Origin of the sequence: Citrobacter sp. RHBSTW-00671, assembly GCF_014103415.1 — a bacterium.
GTDB lineage: Bacteria > Pseudomonadota > Gammaproteobacteria > Enterobacterales > Enterobacteriaceae > Citrobacter.
Map to the genome: position 1 here is coordinate 1,920,352 of NZ_JABXPR010000001.1, position 18,620 is coordinate 1,938,971.

The following is an 18,620-nucleotide window of genomic DNA, read 5'->3' on the forward strand; positions in this document are numbered from 1 at the left end:
AAACCATAACAGAACATCTTTTTTCAGAGGTAATCATGGCTATTGAACGTACTTTTTCCATCATCAAACCAAACGCGGTGGCAAAAAACGTTATTGGGAGCATCTTTGCGCGCTTCGAAGCTGCAGGGTTCAAAATTGTCGGTACTAAAATGCTGCACCTGAGCGTTGAGCAGGCGCGTGGCTTCTATGCTGAGCACGACGGCAAACCGTTCTTTGATGGCCTGGTTGAATTCATGACCTCCGGTCCAATCGTTGTTTCCGTACTGGAAAGCGAAAATGCCGTACAGCGTCATCGCGATCTGCTGGGCGCAACGAATCCGGCAAATGCGCTGGCCGGTACGCTGCGTGCCGACTACGCGGACAGCTTCACCGAGAATGGTACCCACGGTTCCGATTCCGTTGAATCCGCAGCCCGTGAAATCGCCTATTTCTTTGGTGAAGGCGAGGTTTGCCCGCGCACTCGCTAATCTCCCGCGTCTTTCACGTCGCAGATGCGTTGGCTGCGTTCGTTTACCCCGGTCACATAGTTTTCTATGCTCCCGGGGATGCTCGAACTTGCCGCCTTCCTGCGACGCGAAATCCTTTGGAGATGAATTAGCGATTTACATATTATTTTCGCTAATGCTTCGTGCAAACGTGGCATCCCTGCGCCAGACTTTGTACAATGCAACGCCCCGAAAGAGCAGACCGCTTACCGGGGCGTTTCTTTTTAACCCTCCACGGGCCATAACGTGTAACAACGAGGCCGGAAAAAATTATGTCTGAATTAGTTAACACCTCTGAAGTCGTCATTGCTGCGGTTCCAAATAAAAATGGAAAAATTAACCTGCTGGATCTGAACCGTCAGCAGATGCGCGAATTCTTCAAAGAGATGGGCGAAAAGCCGTTTCGTGCCGATCAGGTCATGAAATGGATGTACCACTATTGCAGCGACAATTTTGATGACATGACTGACATCAATAAGGTGCTGCGCAACAAACTGAAAGAAGTGGCTGAAATTCGCGCCCCGGAAGTGGTGGAAGAGCAGCGTTCTTCTGATGGCACTATCAAATGGGCCATCGCGGTTGGCGATCAGCGCGTTGAAACGGTGTATATCCCGGAAGACGATCGCGCGACCCTGTGTGTTTCTTCACAGGTTGGTTGTGCATTAGAGTGTAAATTCTGCTCTACGGCGCAGCAGGGCTTTAACCGTAACCTGCGGGTGTCGGAAATCATTGGTCAGGTCTGGCGTGCGGCGAAAATCGTCGGCGCGGTGAAAGCCACAGGCGTACGTCCCATCACCAACGTGGTGATGATGGGGATGGGGGAGCCACTGCTTAACCTGACTAACGTCGTTCCGGCGATGGAAATTATGCTTGATGACTTCGGTTTCGGGTTGTCCAAGCGTCGCGTTACGCTGTCCACCTCAGGCGTTGTCCCTGCGCTGGATAAGTTGGGCGATATGATTGATGTCGCACTGGCGATTTCTCTGCATGCGCCAAATGATGAAATTCGTGACGAAATTGTGCCTATCAACAAAAAGTACAATATCGAAACGTTCCTCGGGGCAGTGCGCCGCTATCTGGAGAAATCCAATGCGAACCAGGGCCGCGTGACCATCGAGTATGTGATGTTGGACCACATCAACGATGGCACTGAGCATGCGCATCAGCTTGCAGAACTGCTGAAAGATACGCCGTGTAAGATCAACCTGATTCCGTGGAACCCGTTCCCGGGCGCGCCGTATGGCCGTAGCTCTAACAGTCGTATCGATCGTTTCTCTAAAGTGTTGATGAGCTATGGTTTCACGACCATCGTGCGTAAAACACGTGGTGATGACATCGATGCAGCCTGTGGTCAGCTGGCGGGAGATGTTATCGACCGTACCAAGCGTACTCTGCGCAAGCGTATGCAGGGCGATGCTATCGATATCAAAACCGTTTGATGCCGAATGCACTACGGTATAAATAATGTACCGTAGTGCAATGTAAGTTATATAAGGTCCTTTGTTGTCGTCGTCTGAACAATAATAACGGTGCGTTTTAGTCGACTTTAAGGCAGTATGTAGCGGTGCAACAAGCGTTTAGCCCTTAGGTTTACGCTGTTTTGTCATAGATAGTCTGACCGTTTTATACTGTCTGACGAAGGTTAACTGACCAGATGTTTCGCGGTGTGGGTGAGCATTGTGGCTCGCCGGCGCCAGAACCCAAATTTACGCAGCTGTAGCGAATGAATACTGAAGCCACGCACGACAAAAATGAAGCACTATCCACCGGCGTTCGTCTGCGCAATGCCCGTGAACAACTCGGATTCAGCCAACAGGTGGTCGCGGAACGACTCTGCCTGAAGGTCTCCACGGTACGCGATATTGAAGAAGATAAGGCACCAGCCGATCTCGCTTCAACATTCCTGCGCGGGTATATCCGTTCTTATGCGCGTCTGGTGCATATTCCTGAAGAAGAACTGTTGCCAGGGCTGGAAAAACAGGCTCCGATTCGCCCTGCCAAAGTTGCGCCGATGCAGAGTTTTTCGCTCGGTAAGCGCCGCAAGAAGCGTGACGGCTGGCTAATGACCTTTACCTGGCTGGTACTGTTTGTCGTTGTCGGACTGACCGGTGCCTGGTGGTGGCAGAACCATAAAGCGCAGCAGGAAGAGATCACCACGATGGCCGATCAATCTTCTGCTGAACTGAATGCCGGTAAAGATAACGCGCAGAGCGTGCCGCTGGATACCAGCGCCGCTGCAAGCCAGGACAGTACACCGGCTCCGGATGATGGCGCAGTGGCTGATGCCGCTCAAACGCCGGATACCGCAGCGACCCCGGCGCCTGGCGCAGATCAAAACGCCGTTGTGGCTCCGTCTCAGGCCAATGTTGATACTGCAACGACCACACCCACAGCACCCGCGACAGCTGCACCACTGCCGACTGACCAGGCGGGTGTAACAACGCCGGCTGCCGATCCTAACGCGCTGGTGATGAACTTTACCGCCGATTGCTGGCTGGAAGTGACCGACGCAACCGGTAAAAAACTGTTTAGCGGCATGCAGCGTAAAGATGGCAATTTGAATCTGACCGGTCAGGCGCCGTACAAACTAAAAATTGGCGCTCCGGCGGCAGTGCAGATTCAGTTCCAGGGTAAACCTGTCGACCTGAGTCGTTTTATCAGAACTAACCAGGTTGCGCGTCTGACCGTTAATGCCGAACAATCACCGGCTCAGTAACAGACGGCAATGCGGGAGATTTTTTAATGCATAATCAGGCTCCAATTCAACGTAGAAAATCGACACGCATTTACGTTGGGAACGTGCCGATCGGCGATGGGGCTCCCATCGCTGTACAGTCTATGACCAATACGCGGACCACGGATGTGGAAGCGACGGTTAATCAGATCAAAGCGCTGGAACGTGTAGGCGCAGATATTGTTCGCGTCTCTGTACCGACAATGGATGCTGCAGAAGCGTTCAAGCTTATCAAACAGCAGGTTAATGTCCCGCTGGTTGCCGATATTCACTTTGATTATCGTATTGCGCTGAAAGTGGCGGAATACGGTGTCGATTGTCTGCGTATCAACCCAGGTAACATCGGTAACGAAGAGCGTATTCGCATGGTGGTGGATTGCGCTCGTGATAAAAACATTCCTATCCGCATTGGTGTAAACGCCGGATCGCTGGAAAAAGACCTGCAGGAAAAATACGGTGAGCCGACGCCGCAGGCGCTGCTGGAATCCGCGATGCGTCATGTGGATCATCTCGATCGCCTGAACTTCGATCAGTTCAAAGTCAGCGTGAAAGCGTCTGACGTTTTCCTCGCCGTAGAATCTTATCGTCTGCTGGCAAAACAGATCGATCAACCGCTGCATCTGGGGATCACCGAAGCCGGTGGCCTGCGTAGCGGTTCGGTGAAGTCCGCGATCGGCCTTGGCCTGCTGTTATCTGAAGGGATCGGCGACACGCTGCGCGTTTCTTTGGCGGCGGATCCGGTCGAAGAGATCAAAGTGGGCTTTGATATCCTGAAATCGCTGCGCATTCGCGCGCGCGGGATCAACTTCATCGCTTGTCCAACCTGCTCACGCCAGGAGTTCGACGTTATCGGCACGGTTAACGCGTTGGAGCAACGCCTGGAAGATATCATTACGCCAATGGACGTTTCGATCATCGGTTGTGTGGTAAACGGTCCTGGCGAAGCACTGGTTTCTACGCTGGGCGTTACGGGCGGTAACAAGAAAAGCGGCCTGTATGAAGACGGCGTGCGTAAAGACAGAATCGATAACGACGACATGATCACGCAGCTCGAAGCCCGTATTCGCGCCAAAGCGAGTATCCTCGACGAAGCGCGACGCATTGACGTGCAGCAGCTTGAAAAATAATAACGTGATGGGAAGCGGCGTGCTTCCCGTGTATGATTGAACCCGCATGGCGCCCGTATTATCCGGGGTAGCGCTGAGGGTTCATTTTTATATCCATAAAGAGAATAAACGTGGCAAAAAACATTCAAGCCATTCGCGGCATGAACGATTATCTGCCTGGCGAAACCGCCATCTGGCAGCGCATTGAAGGCACTCTTAAAAACGTGCTCGGCAGCTACGGTTACAGTGAAATCCGCTTGCCGATTGTAGAGCAGACCCCGTTATTCAAACGTGCGATCGGTGAAGTGACCGACGTCGTTGAAAAAGAGATGTATACCTTTGAGGACCGCAATGGCGACAGCCTGACCCTGCGTCCTGAAGGCACTGCGGGCTGCGTACGCGCCGGCATCGAACATGGTCTCCTGTACAATCAGGAACAGCGTCTGTGGTACATCGGGCCGATGTTCCGCCACGAACGTCCGCAAAAAGGTCGTTATCGCCAATTCCATCAGTTGGGTGTCGAAGTGTTTGGTCTGCAAGGCCCGGACATTGATGCTGAGCTGATTATGCTGACTGCCCGCTGGTGGCGTGCACTGGGTATTTCCCAGCATGTTAGCCTTGAGCTGAACTCTATTGGTTCGCTTGAAGCTCGTGCTAACTACCGTGATGCGCTGGTCGCCTACCTGGAACAGCACAAAGAAAAACTGGACGAAGATTGCAAGCGCCGCATGTACACCAACCCGCTGCGCGTTCTCGACTCCAAAAACCCGGAGGTGCAGGCGCTGCTGAACGATGCCCCGGCACTGGGTGACTATCTTGATGATGATTCTCGCGAACATTTTGCGGGTCTGTGCAAACTGCTGGAATCCGCAGGTATTGCCTATACCGTTAATCAGCGTCTGGTTCGTGGTCTCGATTATTACAACCGCACCGTATTTGAGTGGGTAACCAACAGCCTGGGCTCACAGGGTACCGTCTGTGCCGGTGGTCGTTATGATGGTCTGGTTGAGCAACTTGGCGGTCGTGCCACGCCAGCGGTAGGCTTCGCTATGGGCCTGGAACGACTTGTTTTGTTAGTTCAGGCAGTTAATCCGGAATTTAACGCAGATCCTGTTGTCGATATATACCTGGTGGCTTCAGGTGCGGATACGCAGTCGGCTGCGATGCGGCTTGCTGAACGTCTGCGTGATGACGTTCCCGGTGTGAAACTGATGACTAACCACGGTGGCGGCAACTTTAAGAAACAGTTTGCTCGCGCCGATAAGTGGGGCGCCCGCGTTGCACTGGTACTGGGTGAGTCCGAAGTGGCTGACGGTACCGTTGTAGTGAAGGATTTGCGCTCTGGTGAGCAAACGGCAGTAGCGCAGGATAGCGTTGCCACGCATTTGCGCACTCTACTGGGCTAAGGAGAAGGACAGCGTGGAAATTTACGAGAACGAACACGACCAGGTTGATGCGGTAAAACGCTTCTTTGCTGAAAATGGCAAAGCGCTGGTTGTTGGGGTCATTTTAGGGGTTGGCGCGCTGGTCGGCTGGCGTTACTGGACCAGTCATCAGACGGAGTCCGCACGCTCTGCTTCTCTGGCATATCAAAATACGGTGGCTGCGGTTAGCGCAGGTAAGCCTGATAGCATTCCTGCCGCAGAGAAATTTGCAGCGGAAAACAAAAACACCTATGGCGCGTTAGCGTCAATGGAACTGGCACAGCAGTTTGTTGACCAAAACGAACTAGAGAAAGCCGCGGCCCAGTTACAACAAGGCCTGGCCGCCACCAGCGATGAGAATCTTAAAGCGGTGCTTAATCTGCGTCTTGCTCGTGTTCAGGTTCAGCTTAAGCAGGCTGATACCGCGCTGAAAACACTCGATACCATTAAAGGTGAAGGGTGGGCGGCAATTGTGGCCGATCTGCGTGGTGAAGCGTTGCTGAGCAAAGGCGACAAACAAGGTGCGCGTAGCGCATGGGAAGCGGGTGTGAAAAGCGATGCCTCTCCTGCTCTGAGCGAAATGATGCAGATGAAAATCAATAATTTGTCCATCTGAGAGGGACCCGATGCAATTGCGTAAATTACTTCTGCCAGGGCTGCTTTCCGTTACCCTATTGAGCGGCTGTTCACTGTTTAGTGGCGAAGAAGATGTCGTTAAGATGTCCCCGTTACCGGTGGTTGAAAACCAGTTTACTCCGTCTACTGCCTGGAGCACTTCTGTAGGCAACGGTATTGGCGATTTCTATTCAAACCTTCATCCTGCACTGGCGGATAACGTGGTCTATGCAGCCGATCGCGCAGGTGTGGTGAAAGCGCTGAACGCAGACGACGGCAAAGAAGTCTGGTCTGTTAATCTGGGTGAGAAAGACGGTTGGTTCTCCCGTGCATCTGCTCAGCTTTCTGGCGGTGTAACCGTGTCGGGCGGCCATGTTTATATTGGCAGCGAAAAAGCACAGGTTTATGCGCTTAACACCAGTGACGGTACAACCGCATGGCAAACGAAAGTTGCCGGTGAAGCGTTGTCTCGCCCGGTGGTGAGCGATGGCGTGGTATTGATCCACACCAGTAATGGTCAGTTGCAGGCATTGAACGAAGCTGACGGCGCCATCAAATGGACCGTAAACCTCGACATGCCATCACTTTCCTTACGTGGTGAATCCGCTCCGGCGACCGCCTTTGGCGCAGCGATTGTGGGTGGCGATAATGGTCGCGTAAGTGCCGTACTGATGCAGCAGGGCCAGATGATTTGGCAGCAGCGTATCTCTCAGGCCACTGGCCCAACCGAAATCGATCGTCTGAGTGATGTCGATACCACGCCGGTTATCGTCAATGGCGTAGTTTACGCGCTGGCTTATAATGGTAACCTGACGGCGCTGGATCTGCGCAGCGGCCAGATCATGTGGAAACGTGAGCTCGGCTCGGTGAATGATTTCATCGTTGATGGTAATCGTATCTATCTGGTTGATCAGAATGACCGTGTGCTGGCGCTGACGACCGATGGCGGCGTGACGCTGTGGACGCAAAGCGATCTGCTGCACCGTCTGCTGACGTCTCCGGCTCTGTATAACGGTAACCTGGTCGTAGGCGATAGCGAAGGCTACCTGCACTGGATTAACGTTGAAGATGGTCGCTTTGTCGCTCAGCAGAAGGTCGACAGCTCAGGTTTCCTGACCGAGCCGGTTTCTGCTGATGGTAAACTGCTGATCCAGGCGAAAGACGGTACGCTGTACTCCATTACGCGTTAATCGTCCTGGCCGCCCGCTTTGAAAAACGGCTCCTGGTGCAGGGGCCGTTTTACTGTTTTTAACAATGGCGCAAAAATAGCGTCCGTTGTCTGATGATTTTTTAAATGAGGCTTTAAACATGGTACCTGTGGTCGCGCTTGTCGGGCGCCCTAACGTTGGCAAATCCACGTTATTTAACCGTCTAACTCGCACCCGAGATGCGCTGGTTGCGGATTTCCCGGGTCTGACTCGTGACCGTAAGTACGGTCGTGCGGAAATTGAAGGCCGCGAGTTTATCTGCATCGATACTGGCGGTATTGATGGCACCGAAGACGGTGTTGAAACCCGTATGGCTGAGCAGTCGTTGCTGGCTATCGAAGAAGCAGACGTTGTGCTGTTCATGGTGGACGCGCGTGCTGGCCTGATGCCGGCAGATGAAGCCATTGCCAAGCATCTGCGTGCGCGCCAGAAACCGACGTTCCTGGTCGCCAACAAAACTGACGGACTCGATCCGGATCAGGCGGTTGTCGATTTCTATTCACTGGGGCTGGGCGAAATTTACCCCATCGCGGCGTCCCATGGTCGTGGCGTCCTCAGCCTGCTGGAGCACGTTCTGCTGCCTTGGATGGATGATGTCGCACCGCAGGAAGAGGTAGATGAAGATGCGGAATACTGGGCGAAACTGGAAGCCGAAGAAAACGGTGAAGAAGAGCCTGAAGATGATTTCAATCCGCAGGATCTGCCCATCAAACTGGCGATTGTCGGGCGCCCGAACGTAGGTAAGTCCACACTGACTAACCGTATTCTCGGTGAAGACCGCGTTGTGGTTTACGATATGCCGGGGACCACGCGTGACAGTATTTATATTCCGATGCAGCGCGATGAGCGCGAATATGTGCTCATCGATACCGCGGGCGTGCGTAAGCGCGGCAAAATTACCGAAGCGGTAGAAAAATTCTCCGTAATCAAAACGTTGCAGGCAATTGAAGATGCCAACGTGGTGATGCTGGTGATTGACGCACGCGAAGGGATCTCCGATCAGGACCTCTCGCTGCTGGGCTTTATCCTCAATAGTGGGCGCTCACTTGTTATTGTCGTCAACAAATGGGACGGCCTGACGCAGGAAGTGAAAGAACAGGTAAAAGAGACGCTGGACTTCCGTCTGGGCTTTATCGACTTTGCCCGCGTTCACTTTATCTCCGCGCTGCACGGCAGCGGTGTAGGTAACCTGTTCGAATCCGTGCGCGAAGCGTATGACAGCTCAACCCGCCGCGTTAGCACCGCGATGCTGACCCGCATCATGACCATGGCGGCAGAAGACCATCAGCCGCCGCTGGTGCGTGGTCGTCGTGTGAAGCTTAAGTATGCCCATGCCGGTGGTTATAACCCGCCGATTGTGGTGATTCACGGTAACCAGGTGAAAGACCTGCCGGATTCATACAAGCGCTATCTGATGAACTACTTCCGCAAATCACTGGAAGTCATGGGGACGCCAATCCGTATTCAGTTCAAAGAAGGGGAAAACCCGTTTGCGAACAAACGTAATACGCTGACACCAACGCAGATGCGTAAGCGTAAGCGTTTGATAAAACACATCAAAAAAAGCAAGTAATCGTTGCTGATGCTGATAGAGGCCCGCGTAAATCGCGGGCTTTTTTTCGCCTGTACCTGTCTGTTTGCTGTCAATGACTATTCGCTTTTTACCAAGTTTAAATCTAAGAAAGTAGACAATTGTCGAATTTTCATCTTAAAGTCACCCGGTTGGTACTAGACAAAACTACTGTCAGGTTATCAAATGGTTAAATAACTCTTCGCCGTATGTAAAAAATCGACCAGCTACGTAACTGGCCGGCGTACATCACGGTGTTTACAAGCACACGACATATCTTTTCGGGAGAATTATGCAATCCTCTGTTAATCAAAAAGAAAGCCGAACGTTCTTCGGTCATCCTTATCCGCTCGGCTCATTGTTCTTCACTGAGATGTGGGAGCGTTTTTCGTTTTATGGCATTCGTCCGTTACTGATCCTGTTTATGGCTGCTACCGTTTATGACGGCGGTATGGGGCTGGCGCGTGAAAATGCGTCGGCGATTGTCGGTATCTTTGCCGGTACGATGTATCTTGCCGCGCTGCCGGGCGGTTGGCTGGCGGATAACTGGCTCGGTCAGCAAAGAGCTGTCTGGTATGGCTCTATCCTGATTGCCCTCGGCCATCTGTCGATTGCGCTCTCTGCCATCATGGGTGACAACCTGTTCTTTATCGGCCTGATGTTTATCGTGCTCGGCTCTGGTCTGTTCAAGACCTGTATCTCGGTGATGGTCGGGACGCTGTATAAAAAAGGCGATGCGCGTCGTGATGGCGGTTTCTCGCTGTTCTACATGGGTATCAATATGGGCTCCTTTATTGCTCCGTTGATCTCCGGTTGGCTGATTAAATCTCATGGCTGGCATTGGGGCTTTGGTATCGGTGGTATCGGGATGCTGGTCGCATTAATTATCTTCCGCGTGTTTGCTGTTCCGGCGATGAAGCGCTACGACAGCGAAGTCGGGCTGGACTCTACCTGGAACAGTCCGGTAGTCAAAAGAAAGGGCGTAGGCACGTGGTTGTTGGCGCTGGCGGTAGGTGTGGCGGTCATTGTTACCCTGATTGCTCAAGGTGTGATTGTGATTAACCCGGTCGCGGTAGCCAGTGTGTTGGTGTATGTGATTGCGGCATCCGTAGCCCTCTACTTCATCTACCTGTTTGTCTTTGCCGGTCTGAACCGCAAAGAGCGCGCCAGACTGCTGGTCTGCTTTATCCTGCTGGTTTCCGCTGCTTTCTTCTGGTCGGCATTTGAGCAAAAGCCAACGTCGTTTAACCTGTTCGCTAACGACTACACTAACCGTATGATCGGCGATTTTGAAATCCCGGCAGTCTGGTTCCAGTCGATTAACGCGCTGTTTATCATTCTGCTGGCCCCGGTATTCAGCTGGGCGTGGCCGAAGCTGGCGAGTATGAACATTCGCCCGAGCAGTATCACTAAATTTGTTATCGGTATTCTCTGTGCCGCTGCAGGCTTTGGTCTGATGATGCTGGCAGCGCAAAACGTTCTCAGTAACGGTGGTGCTGGCGTTTCGCCTTTCTGGCTGGTGGGCAGCATCCTGATGCTGACGCTTGGTGAGCTGTGTCTGAGTCCGATTGGCCTGGCGACGATGACGCTGTTGGCTCCGGAAAGAATGCGCGGTCAGATGATGGGGCTGTGGTTCTGTGCCAGTGCGCTGGGTAACCTGGCTGCAGGTTTGATTGGCGGCCACGTGAAAGCCGACCAGCTGGATATGCTGCCGGATCTGTTTGCACGTTGTTCCATCGCGTTGATAATCTGTGCTGCGGTACTGATAGTCCTCATTGTTCCGGTACGCCGTATGCTGGAGAATGCGCAGACTAAACCGGTTACCAGCGCCTGATAACACCTCGACATTGCCGGGGCGGGCATTCTGCTCCGGCAATTCAATCAACGAGGTAAACGTATGCTGTTAGGGTTTGTGGGGCTTGGCGCGGTGGTTGAAACGGCATACTTGCCCGCATTACGCCACATGTTCGGTGATTCACTCCGCTGTGTGGGATTTGATGTGCAACCCGCAAAACAGCCTGCAGATGTGACACGCTGCGCATCGCTCGCTGAACTTCTTGCCACACCGCTTGATACCCTGTTTATCACCACCGCATCCCTGCACCATCTTGAGGTGCTGGAACAGGCGCTGGCCGCTCCCATCGCACGTATCGTGGTCGAAAAACCGATTGTCGCCACGCTTTCCCAAATTGAAAAACTGAAAATGCTGCTGGCTCAACCCGGCGTTGCTGATCGCGTACTGGCGCTAGACCACTGGATGGCGCGTAATGGCGCAATGCAGTTGGCATTGGGCAAACTCGGGGCGCAGTGGCAGGGCGATAACCCGCAACCGGCACTGGTTTCCCACGTTTCGGACATTGTTAAAATTGAAGGATTCTTGCAGGAGCCAAGCGGGTTTAACACCGCCGGGGAACCTATCGCGCTCAACTTTGCCACCGGCGAGCCGGATACGCGCGAGCTTCGCCATCCGGATGGCGTGATTCTGGATATAGGTACGCACGTGCTGGCTATGTTGCGTGAAACGGTTCGCTACCTCGGGGGAAGTGATGAGATGGTGCTGCAGGTGATAACCGCGAAAGACCGCCTGGGGCGTGATATCTCCCGTGGTGATCTGACTACGGCAGAGGGTGAAGCTCATCTTCAGGGACAGATTAGCGGTATACCGCTGGATATCTGGCTGAATAAATACGCGGGGCCAACTGGCGGGCAAAAAGGTTTGCGTCTGTATCTGAGCGATGGTTGTATCATCAGCCATGACCGGCGCGGCGCCGGGGATATGCTTGAATTGATTGACGGTGATGCTGTGCGTCGCTGGAGGCTTCCCGGCACGATTTATGCCCATTGTCTGGCGGAGCATATTCTGGGGGCGCAAAGCCTGTTTGAACGCAGCCCACAGGAGGTGAGGAGCACAACGCAGCGCAGACTGGAGGAGGTCGAACGATTACTGATCCTACAGCAACAGCTGCGTGGCCCACACTAAGCGTATCGTGGTAAAATTAGTGCCGAGCTGAACGCCCTTTATAGGAGTCACCATGTCAATGAACTGCCCGGATTGTCACGCTGAACTGGAACCGCAAAACGGTGTGGCGCACTGTGAAAACTGCAAAAAAGATATTCCGTTAGAAGTGCGCTGTCCGGAGTGCCATCAACCGCTCCAGGTATTAAAAGCCTGCGGAGCGGTGGATTACTTCTGTCAGAATGGTCATGGTCTGATTTCGAAGAAACGTGTGGAATTTGTGCCGGTTTAATCTGGCTTTTTTTTACGCGTTTTCTTTGCCGCCGTTACGCCTTTCACTTCGCTCTCTACCCAACCGTCTGACAGGCGGGTAGTGAGCACATCCCCGGTTTTTACCTGTTTCGTCTGCTTCAGCACTTTGCCGTCCGTCGCGGTAGTGACGCTATAACCACGAGCGAGTGTAGAGAGAGGACTCACCGCTTCAAGATGTGTCACCACATTGCCGAAGCGTTCTCGCTGTGCGCTTAAACGTGTGCGGATATTCTCTGCCAGACGGTACTCCAGTTGCTGAATACGGGTTTGCGCCCGATAAATGCGCGGCTGTGGGTTTTGTTGGCTCAGGCGTTGGCTTACGCGCTGTTGGCGCTGATTGGCCTGCTTAATCTTATTCTCAAGTGCGAAATTCATCCGCTGGCGCAGTCGCTCCAGCACTGTCTGCTGACGGGCCAGACGCAGTTGCGGATGTTGCTGTTGCAAACGGTGATGAAGTTGGGTAAATCGACGAGTACGGTTGGCGATGTAGTAGTCCATCGCCATTTCCAGACGTTGCTGGCCATGCTGAATTTGACGCAGCAGTTCCAGTTGATTGCGGCTGACAATTTCCGCCGCAGCTGATGGCGTAGGCGCCCGTAAATCTGCAATAAAATCGGCAATCGTGACATCTGTTTCGTGGCCGACGGCGCTTACTACCGGAATGCGGCTGGCAAAGATTGCCCGCGCCACGCGTTCGTCGTTAAAGCTCCATAAATCTTCCAGCGATCCGCCGCCACGGCCGACGATTAAGACATCGCACTCGTCCCGCGCATTCGCCAGCTCAATGGCGCGAACGATTTGTCCTGGCGCATCGTCGCCCTGGACCGCGGTCGGGTAGATAATAACGGGCAGGGATGGGTCACGACGCTTTAGCACGTGGAGAATATCGTGCAGCGCAGCCCCGGTTTTCGAGGTAATCACCCCGACGCAATGGGCCGGTGAGGGCAACGGTTGTTTATGTTGCTGATCGAACAACCCCTCAGCCTGTAATTTGGCTTTTAGCTGTTCATACTTCTGCTGTAATAAGCCTTCACCCGCCGGCTGCATGCTCTCAACGATAATCTGATAATCACCGCGCGGCTCGTACAGCGTAATGTTGGCGCGTACCAGCACTTGCTGCCCATGCTGCGGGCGGAAGGTCACCCGGCGGTTACTGTTGCGGAACATCGCGCAGCGTACCTGGGCGGTGTCATCTTTAAGCGTGAAATACCAGTGGCCGGAAGAGGGCTGGGTGAAATTCGATATTTCACCGCTGATCCACACGTGTCCCATTTCCTGCTCAAGCAGCAGGCGAACCGTCTGGTTTAGGCGGCTTACGGTAAAAATTGAGGTGGTCTGAGAGGATAACATGTGAGCGGGATCAAATTCTAAATCAGCAGGTTATTCAATCGAAAGTAACATGCTCACCGAGGAGCGCAAGGTTTTTTTGCAAAAAAGTGTGGATGCAATCGGTTACGCTCTGTATAATGCCGCGGCAATATTTAATAACCTCTCAGGTGAGATATTGCCCATGCTACGTATCGCTAAAGAAGCCCTGACGTTTGACGACGTCCTCCTCGTTCCCGCTCATTCTACCGTTCTGCCGAATACAGCTGACCTCAGCACGCAGTTGACGAAAACCATTCGCCTGAACATTCCTATGCTCTCTGCAGCGATGGACACCGTGACGGAAGCGCGCCTGGCAATTGCTCTGGCTCAGGAAGGCGGCATCGGTTTTATCCACAAAAACATGTCCATCGAGCGCCAGGCGGAAGAAGTTCGTCGCGTGAAAAAACACGAATCTGGCGTGGTGACTGACCCACAGACCGTACTGCCAACCACCACGCTGCGCGAAGTGAAAGAACTGACCGAGCGTAACGGTTTTGCAGGCTACCCGGTGGTAACGGAAGACAACGAACTGGTCGGTATCATCACCGGTCGTGACGTACGCTTTGTTACCGACCTCAGTCAGCCGGTTAGCGTTTACATGACGCCGAAAGAGCGTCTGGTTACCGTACGCGAAGGTGAAGCGCGTGATGTTGTTTTTGCCAAAATGCACGAAAAACGTGTTGAGAAAGCACTGGTCGTTGATGACAGCTTCCATCTGCTCGGCATGATCACTGTAAAAGATTTCCAGAAAGCAGAACGTAAACCTAACGCCTGTAAAGATGAGCATGGTCGTCTGCGCGTGGGTGCTGCGGTTGGTGCAGGCGCAGGTAATGAAGAGCGTGTTGATGCGCTGGTTGCCGCCGGTGTTGACGTTCTGCTGATCGACTCCTCTCACGGTCACTCTGAAGGCGTTCTGCAGCGTATCCGCGAAACCCGTGCAAAATATCCGGATCTGCAGATCATCGGCGGTAACGTTGCCACGGGTGCAGGCGCGCGTGCGCTGGCCGAAGCAGGTTGTAGCGCGGTTAAAGTCGGTATCGGTCCTGGTTCCATCTGTACTACTCGTATCGTTACCGGTGTGGGCGTTCCGCAGATTACCGCCGTTTCCGATGCGGTTGCAGCACTGGAAGGGACAGGCATTCCGGTTATCGCCGACGGCGGTATTCGTTTCTCTGGCGACATCGCGAAAGCGATTGCTGCCGGTGCTGCTGCCGTCATGGTGGGTTCTATGCTGGCAGGTACCGAAGAGTCTCCGGGGGAAATCGAACTGTACCAGGGGCGTTCTTATAAGTCTTACCGTGGAATGGGTTCCCTGGGCGCGATGTCCAAAGGGTCTTCTGACCGTTACTTCCAGAGCGATAACGCGGCTGACAAACTGGTTCCGGAAGGTATCGAAGGTCGCGTGGCGTATAAAGGTCGCCTGAAAGAGATCATTCACCAGCAGATGGGCGGCCTGCGCTCCTGTATGGGCCTGACCGGCTGTGGTACTATCGACGCGCTGCGCACGAAAGCTGAATTTGTCCGTATCAGCGGTGCGGGTATCCAGGAAAGTCACGTTCACGATGTGACCATCACCAAAGAGTCCCCTAACTACCGCATGGGCTCCTGATAAGTTTCCGCGCCCGGCTCTATGCCGGGCGAATTTGTTTCACTTGCCTCGGAATTAGCGTCAATGACAGACAATATTCATAAACATCGCATTCTCATCCTCGATTTCGGATCGCAGTACACTCAGCTGGTTGCACGTCGCGTTCGTGAACTGGGCGTCTACTGTGAACTGTGGGCATGGGATGTTACGGAAGCACAAATTCGCGAATTCAACCCAAGCGGTATTATTCTTTCCGGTGGTCCGGAAAGTACCACCGAAGCAAACAGCCCACGTGCACCAGAGTACGTGTTCAATGCTGGCGTGCCGGTCTTTGGCGTGTGCTATGGCATGCAGACCATGGCAATGCAACTGGGTGGACATGTTGAAGGTTCTAACGAGCGTGAGTTCGGTTATGCACAGGTTGAAGTCCAGACCGATAGCGCGCTTGTCCGCGGTATCGAAGACTCCCTGACTGCAGAAGGCAAACCGCTGCTGGACGTATGGATGAGCCACGGCGATAAAGTGACTGCGATTCCGGAAGGTTTCGTGACCGTTGCCAGCACCGACAGCTGCCCGTTCGCTATCATGGCGCACGAAGAAAAACGCTTCTACGGCGTGCAGTTCCACCCGGAAGTCACCCATACTCGTCAGGGTATGCGCATGCTGGAGCGCTTTGTGCGTGACATCTGCCAGTGTGAAGCGCTGTGGACGCCGGAAAAAATCATCGACGACGCTGTTGCACGTATTCGTGAGCAGGTTGGCAATGACAAAGTGATCCTCGGTCTGTCCGGTGGCGTTGATTCCTCCGTTACCGCCATGCTGCTGCACCGTGCAATTGGCAAAAACCTGACCTGTGTCTTCGTCGATAACGGTCTGTTGCGTCTGAACGAAGCGCAGCAGGTGATGGATATGTTCGGCGATCACTTCGGTCTGAACATTATTCACGTTGAAGGCGAACAGCGTTTCCTCGACGCGCTGAAAGGCGAGAACGATCCGGAAGCCAAACGTAAAATCATTGGTCGCGTGTTCGTTGAAGTGTTCGATGAAGAAGCACTGAAACTGGAAGACGTTAAGTGGCTGGCGCAGGGCACCATCTACCCGGACGTTATCGAATCTGCTGCTTCGGCAACCGGTAAAGCGCACGTTATCAAATCTCACCACAACGTGGGCGGCCTGCCGAAAGAGATGAAGATGGGCCTGGTTGAACCGTTGCGTGAGCTGTTCAAAGACGAAGTGCGCAAAATTGGTCTGGAACTGGGTCTCCCGTATGACATGCTGTACCGTCACCCATTCCCGGGTCCGGGTCTCGGCGTTCGCGTGCTGGGCGAAGTGAAGAAAGAGTACTGCGATTTGCTGCGTCGTGCGGATGCTATCTTCATCGAAGAACTGCACAAAGCTGACCTGTACAACAAAGTCAGTCAGGCGTTCACCGTATTCCTGCCGGTTCGTTCCGTTGGCGTAATGGGCGATGGCCGTAAGTATGACTGGGTTGTCTCCCTGCGTGCTGTAGAAACTATCGACTTTATGACCGCACATTGGGCGCACCTGCCGTATGACTTCCTGGGCCGCGTTTCCAACCGCATCATCAACGAAGTTAACGGTATCTCCCGCGTGGTGTATGACATCAGCGGTAAGCCGCCAGCGACGATTGAGTGGGAATAATATTCCTGTCTGTTAGCGGTTTCTGAACCGATGCTATGCAAAAACCCTCTGTTTACAGAGGGTTTTTTATTGCCCGAATTTCAGCAAGCACATCGGCAGAATGTGATAACAGAGGGTTGGCTAATCAACCAACTGCAGCTGGGGCTGCGTTTTGGATGCAACATTTTCCACACGAATATCCATTTGCGGATAGGGCAGGTCGATATGGTTGTCGTCCAGCGCTTCTTTGATATTTTCCAGCAGATCGTAATAGGTGTTCCAGTACTCAGCGTTGCGTACCCATACACGAACATAGAAGTTCAGCGATGAGGCACCAAGCTCTCCCAGGCGCACGGTCACACCACGTTTCTGGTCTATACGACGATCCTGATCGATGATCCGATTGATAACGCGTTTGACATCAGCGATGCGGCTCTGGTAACCGACGCCAATGACCAGATCGATGCGGCGAAATGGGTGGCGGGAATAGTTAATAATGTTATCGGAAATGATCTTACCGTTTGGGATCACCACTTCTTTGCTGTCGGCAGTGAGAAGCGTGGTGGAGAAGATGTGGACCTTTTCTACCGTTCCGGTAACTGCGCCAATCTGTACGACTTCCCCGGCGCGAAATGGACGTAGGGAGACCAACAAGACGCCTGCGGCAAAGTTGGATAGCGATCCCTGCAATGCCAGGCCGACGGCCAGCCCCGCGGCACCGATAACCGCAATAATGGATGATGTTTCAATACCGACGCGGCCCAGTGCGGCGACAACGAAGAAGGCGAGGGTAATGTAGCGGACGAGGGCGGTGAAGAACTGGATGATGGTGATGTCGACTTTTCGCTTGAGGAGTAATTTTTCCAGCCCGCGGGAGAGCAGGCGAGCGATAAATTTACCGACAAACAGCAAAATGACGGCAGCGACGATGTTCCAGCCAAATTGAATTACCGCATCACTGTGCCCGGCAAGCCATTCAAGACCGGTACGTATTTTGGGAAATAATGTAAAACTACGCATGGTATAACCCTGTAGTATGAATAAATGTTAGAAATTCAAATAAACATTTAATTTTTATACAAAATATTAATGTGTAAACCGCTGATATTTTTTGAGGGTATTAATTAGCGGTTATTTGAGCTGAGTGAGTCTTTTTATGTTCAGTAAAGTCGAACGTAAAAAAACAGCGCAAATGGTGCGGGGAAGCGGAAGGAAAAGATTGTGTAATTGTGCGGAACGCCACAGGCATATCCAATGCAGCAGTCGGTGCTGTTGGCTGGATGGGCGAAAAATGTTCGCTCAAATCCCTTACCGGATGGTTAAATGTCAGGCGATTAGCCATCCGGTAAGGAATCTTAAGACAGGGGGATCACAGATACGAGCGTTCAGCGTTCGTCAGTTTGAGCAGGAGAAGTCTGTTGCGGCAAGGTGATCTGCTGGGATTCTTTCTTGTCCTGGTGGTGGTGCCACGCACCGATAGCAGAGTAGACGAAGCGTCCGAAGAAGAAGATGAAGCTGATAAGCAGTACGATCCGGATCATGCGACTGTTAAATCGGTGTCGTTTGCGTAGGCTGGTAACCTGGCTCACAAAAGGTTCCTTAAAGTGTACCCA

General features: G+C 53.1%; 16 protein-coding genes. 13 read left to right on the forward strand and 3 right to left on the reverse strand.

Annotated elements, in window-relative coordinates:
• The first annotated feature begins 35 nt into the window (after positions 1-35).
• From ndk to HV261_RS09160, 11 genes are all read left to right on the forward strand, one after another.
• Positions 36-467: a nucleoside-diphosphate kinase gene (ndk, locus tag HV261_RS09110; RefSeq protein ID WP_202038061.1), complete on the forward strand. Its 432-nt coding sequence runs from the start codon at positions 36-38 to the stop codon at positions 465-467.
• Positions 468-757: 290 nt separating this feature from the next.
• The gene (gene rlmN, locus HV261_RS09115) at positions 758-1,924 is read left to right on the forward strand and encodes a dual-specificity RNA methyltransferase RlmN (RefSeq protein WP_137384795.1); all 1,167 of its coding nucleotides are present in this window, start codon (positions 758-760) and stop codon (positions 1,922-1,924) included.
• Between the two features lie 284 nt (positions 1,925-2,208).
• Positions 2,209-3,201, forward strand: coding sequence for a cytoskeleton protein RodZ (gene rodZ / locus HV261_RS09120; RefSeq protein WP_137384794.1), 993 nt, complete (start codon positions 2,209-2,211; stop codon positions 3,199-3,201).
• 26 nt (positions 3,202-3,227) lie between these two features.
• Positions 3,228-4,346, forward strand: coding sequence for a flavodoxin-dependent (E)-4-hydroxy-3-methylbut-2-enyl-diphosphate synthase (ispG, locus tag HV261_RS09125; protein ID WP_202038062.1), 1,119 nt, complete (start codon positions 3,228-3,230; stop codon positions 4,344-4,346).
• Positions 4,347-4,456: 110 nt separating this feature from the next.
• Positions 4,457-5,731 carry a histidine--tRNA ligase gene (hisS, locus tag HV261_RS09130; RefSeq protein WP_202038063.1) on the forward strand — a complete coding sequence of 425 codons (1,275 nt, stop codon included), beginning with the start codon at positions 4,457-4,459 and terminating at the stop codon, positions 5,729-5,731.
• Between the two features lie 13 nt (positions 5,732-5,744).
• Positions 5,745-6,365, forward strand: coding sequence for a YfgM family protein (locus HV261_RS09135; RefSeq protein ID WP_202038064.1), 621 nt, complete (start codon positions 5,745-5,747; stop codon positions 6,363-6,365).
• Positions 6,366-6,375: 10 nt separating this feature from the next.
• Positions 6,376-7,554 carry an outer membrane protein assembly factor BamB gene (bamB, locus tag HV261_RS09140; protein ID WP_137384790.1) on the forward strand — a complete coding sequence of 393 codons (1,179 nt, stop codon included), beginning with the start codon at positions 6,376-6,378 and terminating at the stop codon, positions 7,552-7,554.
• A 118-nt stretch (positions 7,555-7,672) separates the two neighbouring features.
• Positions 7,673-9,145, forward strand: coding sequence for a ribosome biogenesis GTPase Der (gene der / locus HV261_RS09145; protein ID WP_137384789.1), 1,473 nt, complete (start codon positions 7,673-7,675; stop codon positions 9,143-9,145).
• 289 nt (positions 9,146-9,434) lie between these two features.
• Complete coding sequence (locus tag HV261_RS09150) at positions 9,435-10,976, forward strand: peptide MFS transporter (protein ID WP_202038065.1); 1,542 nt, start codon at positions 9,435-9,437, stop codon at positions 10,974-10,976.
• Positions 10,977-11,039: 63 nt separating this feature from the next.
• Positions 11,040-12,122, forward strand: a complete 1,083-nt coding sequence (locus tag HV261_RS09155; protein WP_202038066.1) for a Gfo/Idh/MocA family oxidoreductase — start codon at positions 11,040-11,042, stop codon at positions 12,120-12,122.
• A 52-nt stretch (positions 12,123-12,174) separates the two neighbouring features.
• Positions 12,175-12,390 carry a zinc ribbon domain-containing protein gene (locus tag HV261_RS09160; RefSeq protein ID WP_202038067.1) on the forward strand — a complete coding sequence of 72 codons (216 nt, stop codon included), beginning with the start codon at positions 12,175-12,177 and terminating at the stop codon, positions 12,388-12,390.
• On the opposite strand, the gene xseA is transcribed toward HV261_RS09160, so the two are convergent.
• A complete protein-coding gene (gene xseA, locus HV261_RS09165) occupies positions 12,387-13,760 on the reverse strand; it encodes an exodeoxyribonuclease VII large subunit (protein ID WP_202038068.1) in 1,374 nt (457 codons plus the stop codon). The genes HV261_RS09160 and xseA overlap by 4 nt on opposite strands.
• 160 nt (positions 13,761-13,920) lie before the next feature.
• Here xseA and guaB point away from each other — a divergent pair, with 160 nt between their 5' ends.
• On the forward strand, positions 13,921-15,387 hold the full coding sequence (gene guaB / locus HV261_RS09170) for an IMP dehydrogenase (RefSeq protein ID WP_202038069.1): 1,467 nt from the start codon (positions 13,921-13,923) through the stop codon (positions 15,385-15,387).
• A gap of 63 nt (positions 15,388-15,450) precedes the next feature.
• Positions 15,451-17,028, forward strand: a complete 1,578-nt coding sequence (guaA, locus tag HV261_RS09175; protein WP_202038070.1) for a glutamine-hydrolyzing GMP synthase — start codon at positions 15,451-15,453, stop codon at positions 17,026-17,028.
• Positions 17,029-17,148: 120 nt separating this feature from the next.
• On the opposite strand, the gene HV261_RS09180 is transcribed toward guaA, so the two are convergent.
• Both HV261_RS09180 and HV261_RS09185 read right to left on the reverse strand, forming a co-directional pair.
• Entirely contained in the window at positions 17,149-18,027 is an 879-nt protein-coding gene (locus HV261_RS09180; RefSeq protein ID WP_202038071.1) for a small-conductance mechanosensitive channel MscS, read from the reverse strand.
• A 365-nt stretch (positions 18,028-18,392) separates the two neighbouring features.
• Positions 18,393-18,596 (reverse strand): YfgG family protein, encoded by a 204-nt coding sequence (locus tag HV261_RS09185; protein ID WP_202038072.1) that lies wholly within the window; start codon positions 18,594-18,596, stop codon positions 18,393-18,395.
• Positions 18,597-18,620 lie beyond the last annotated feature (24 nt).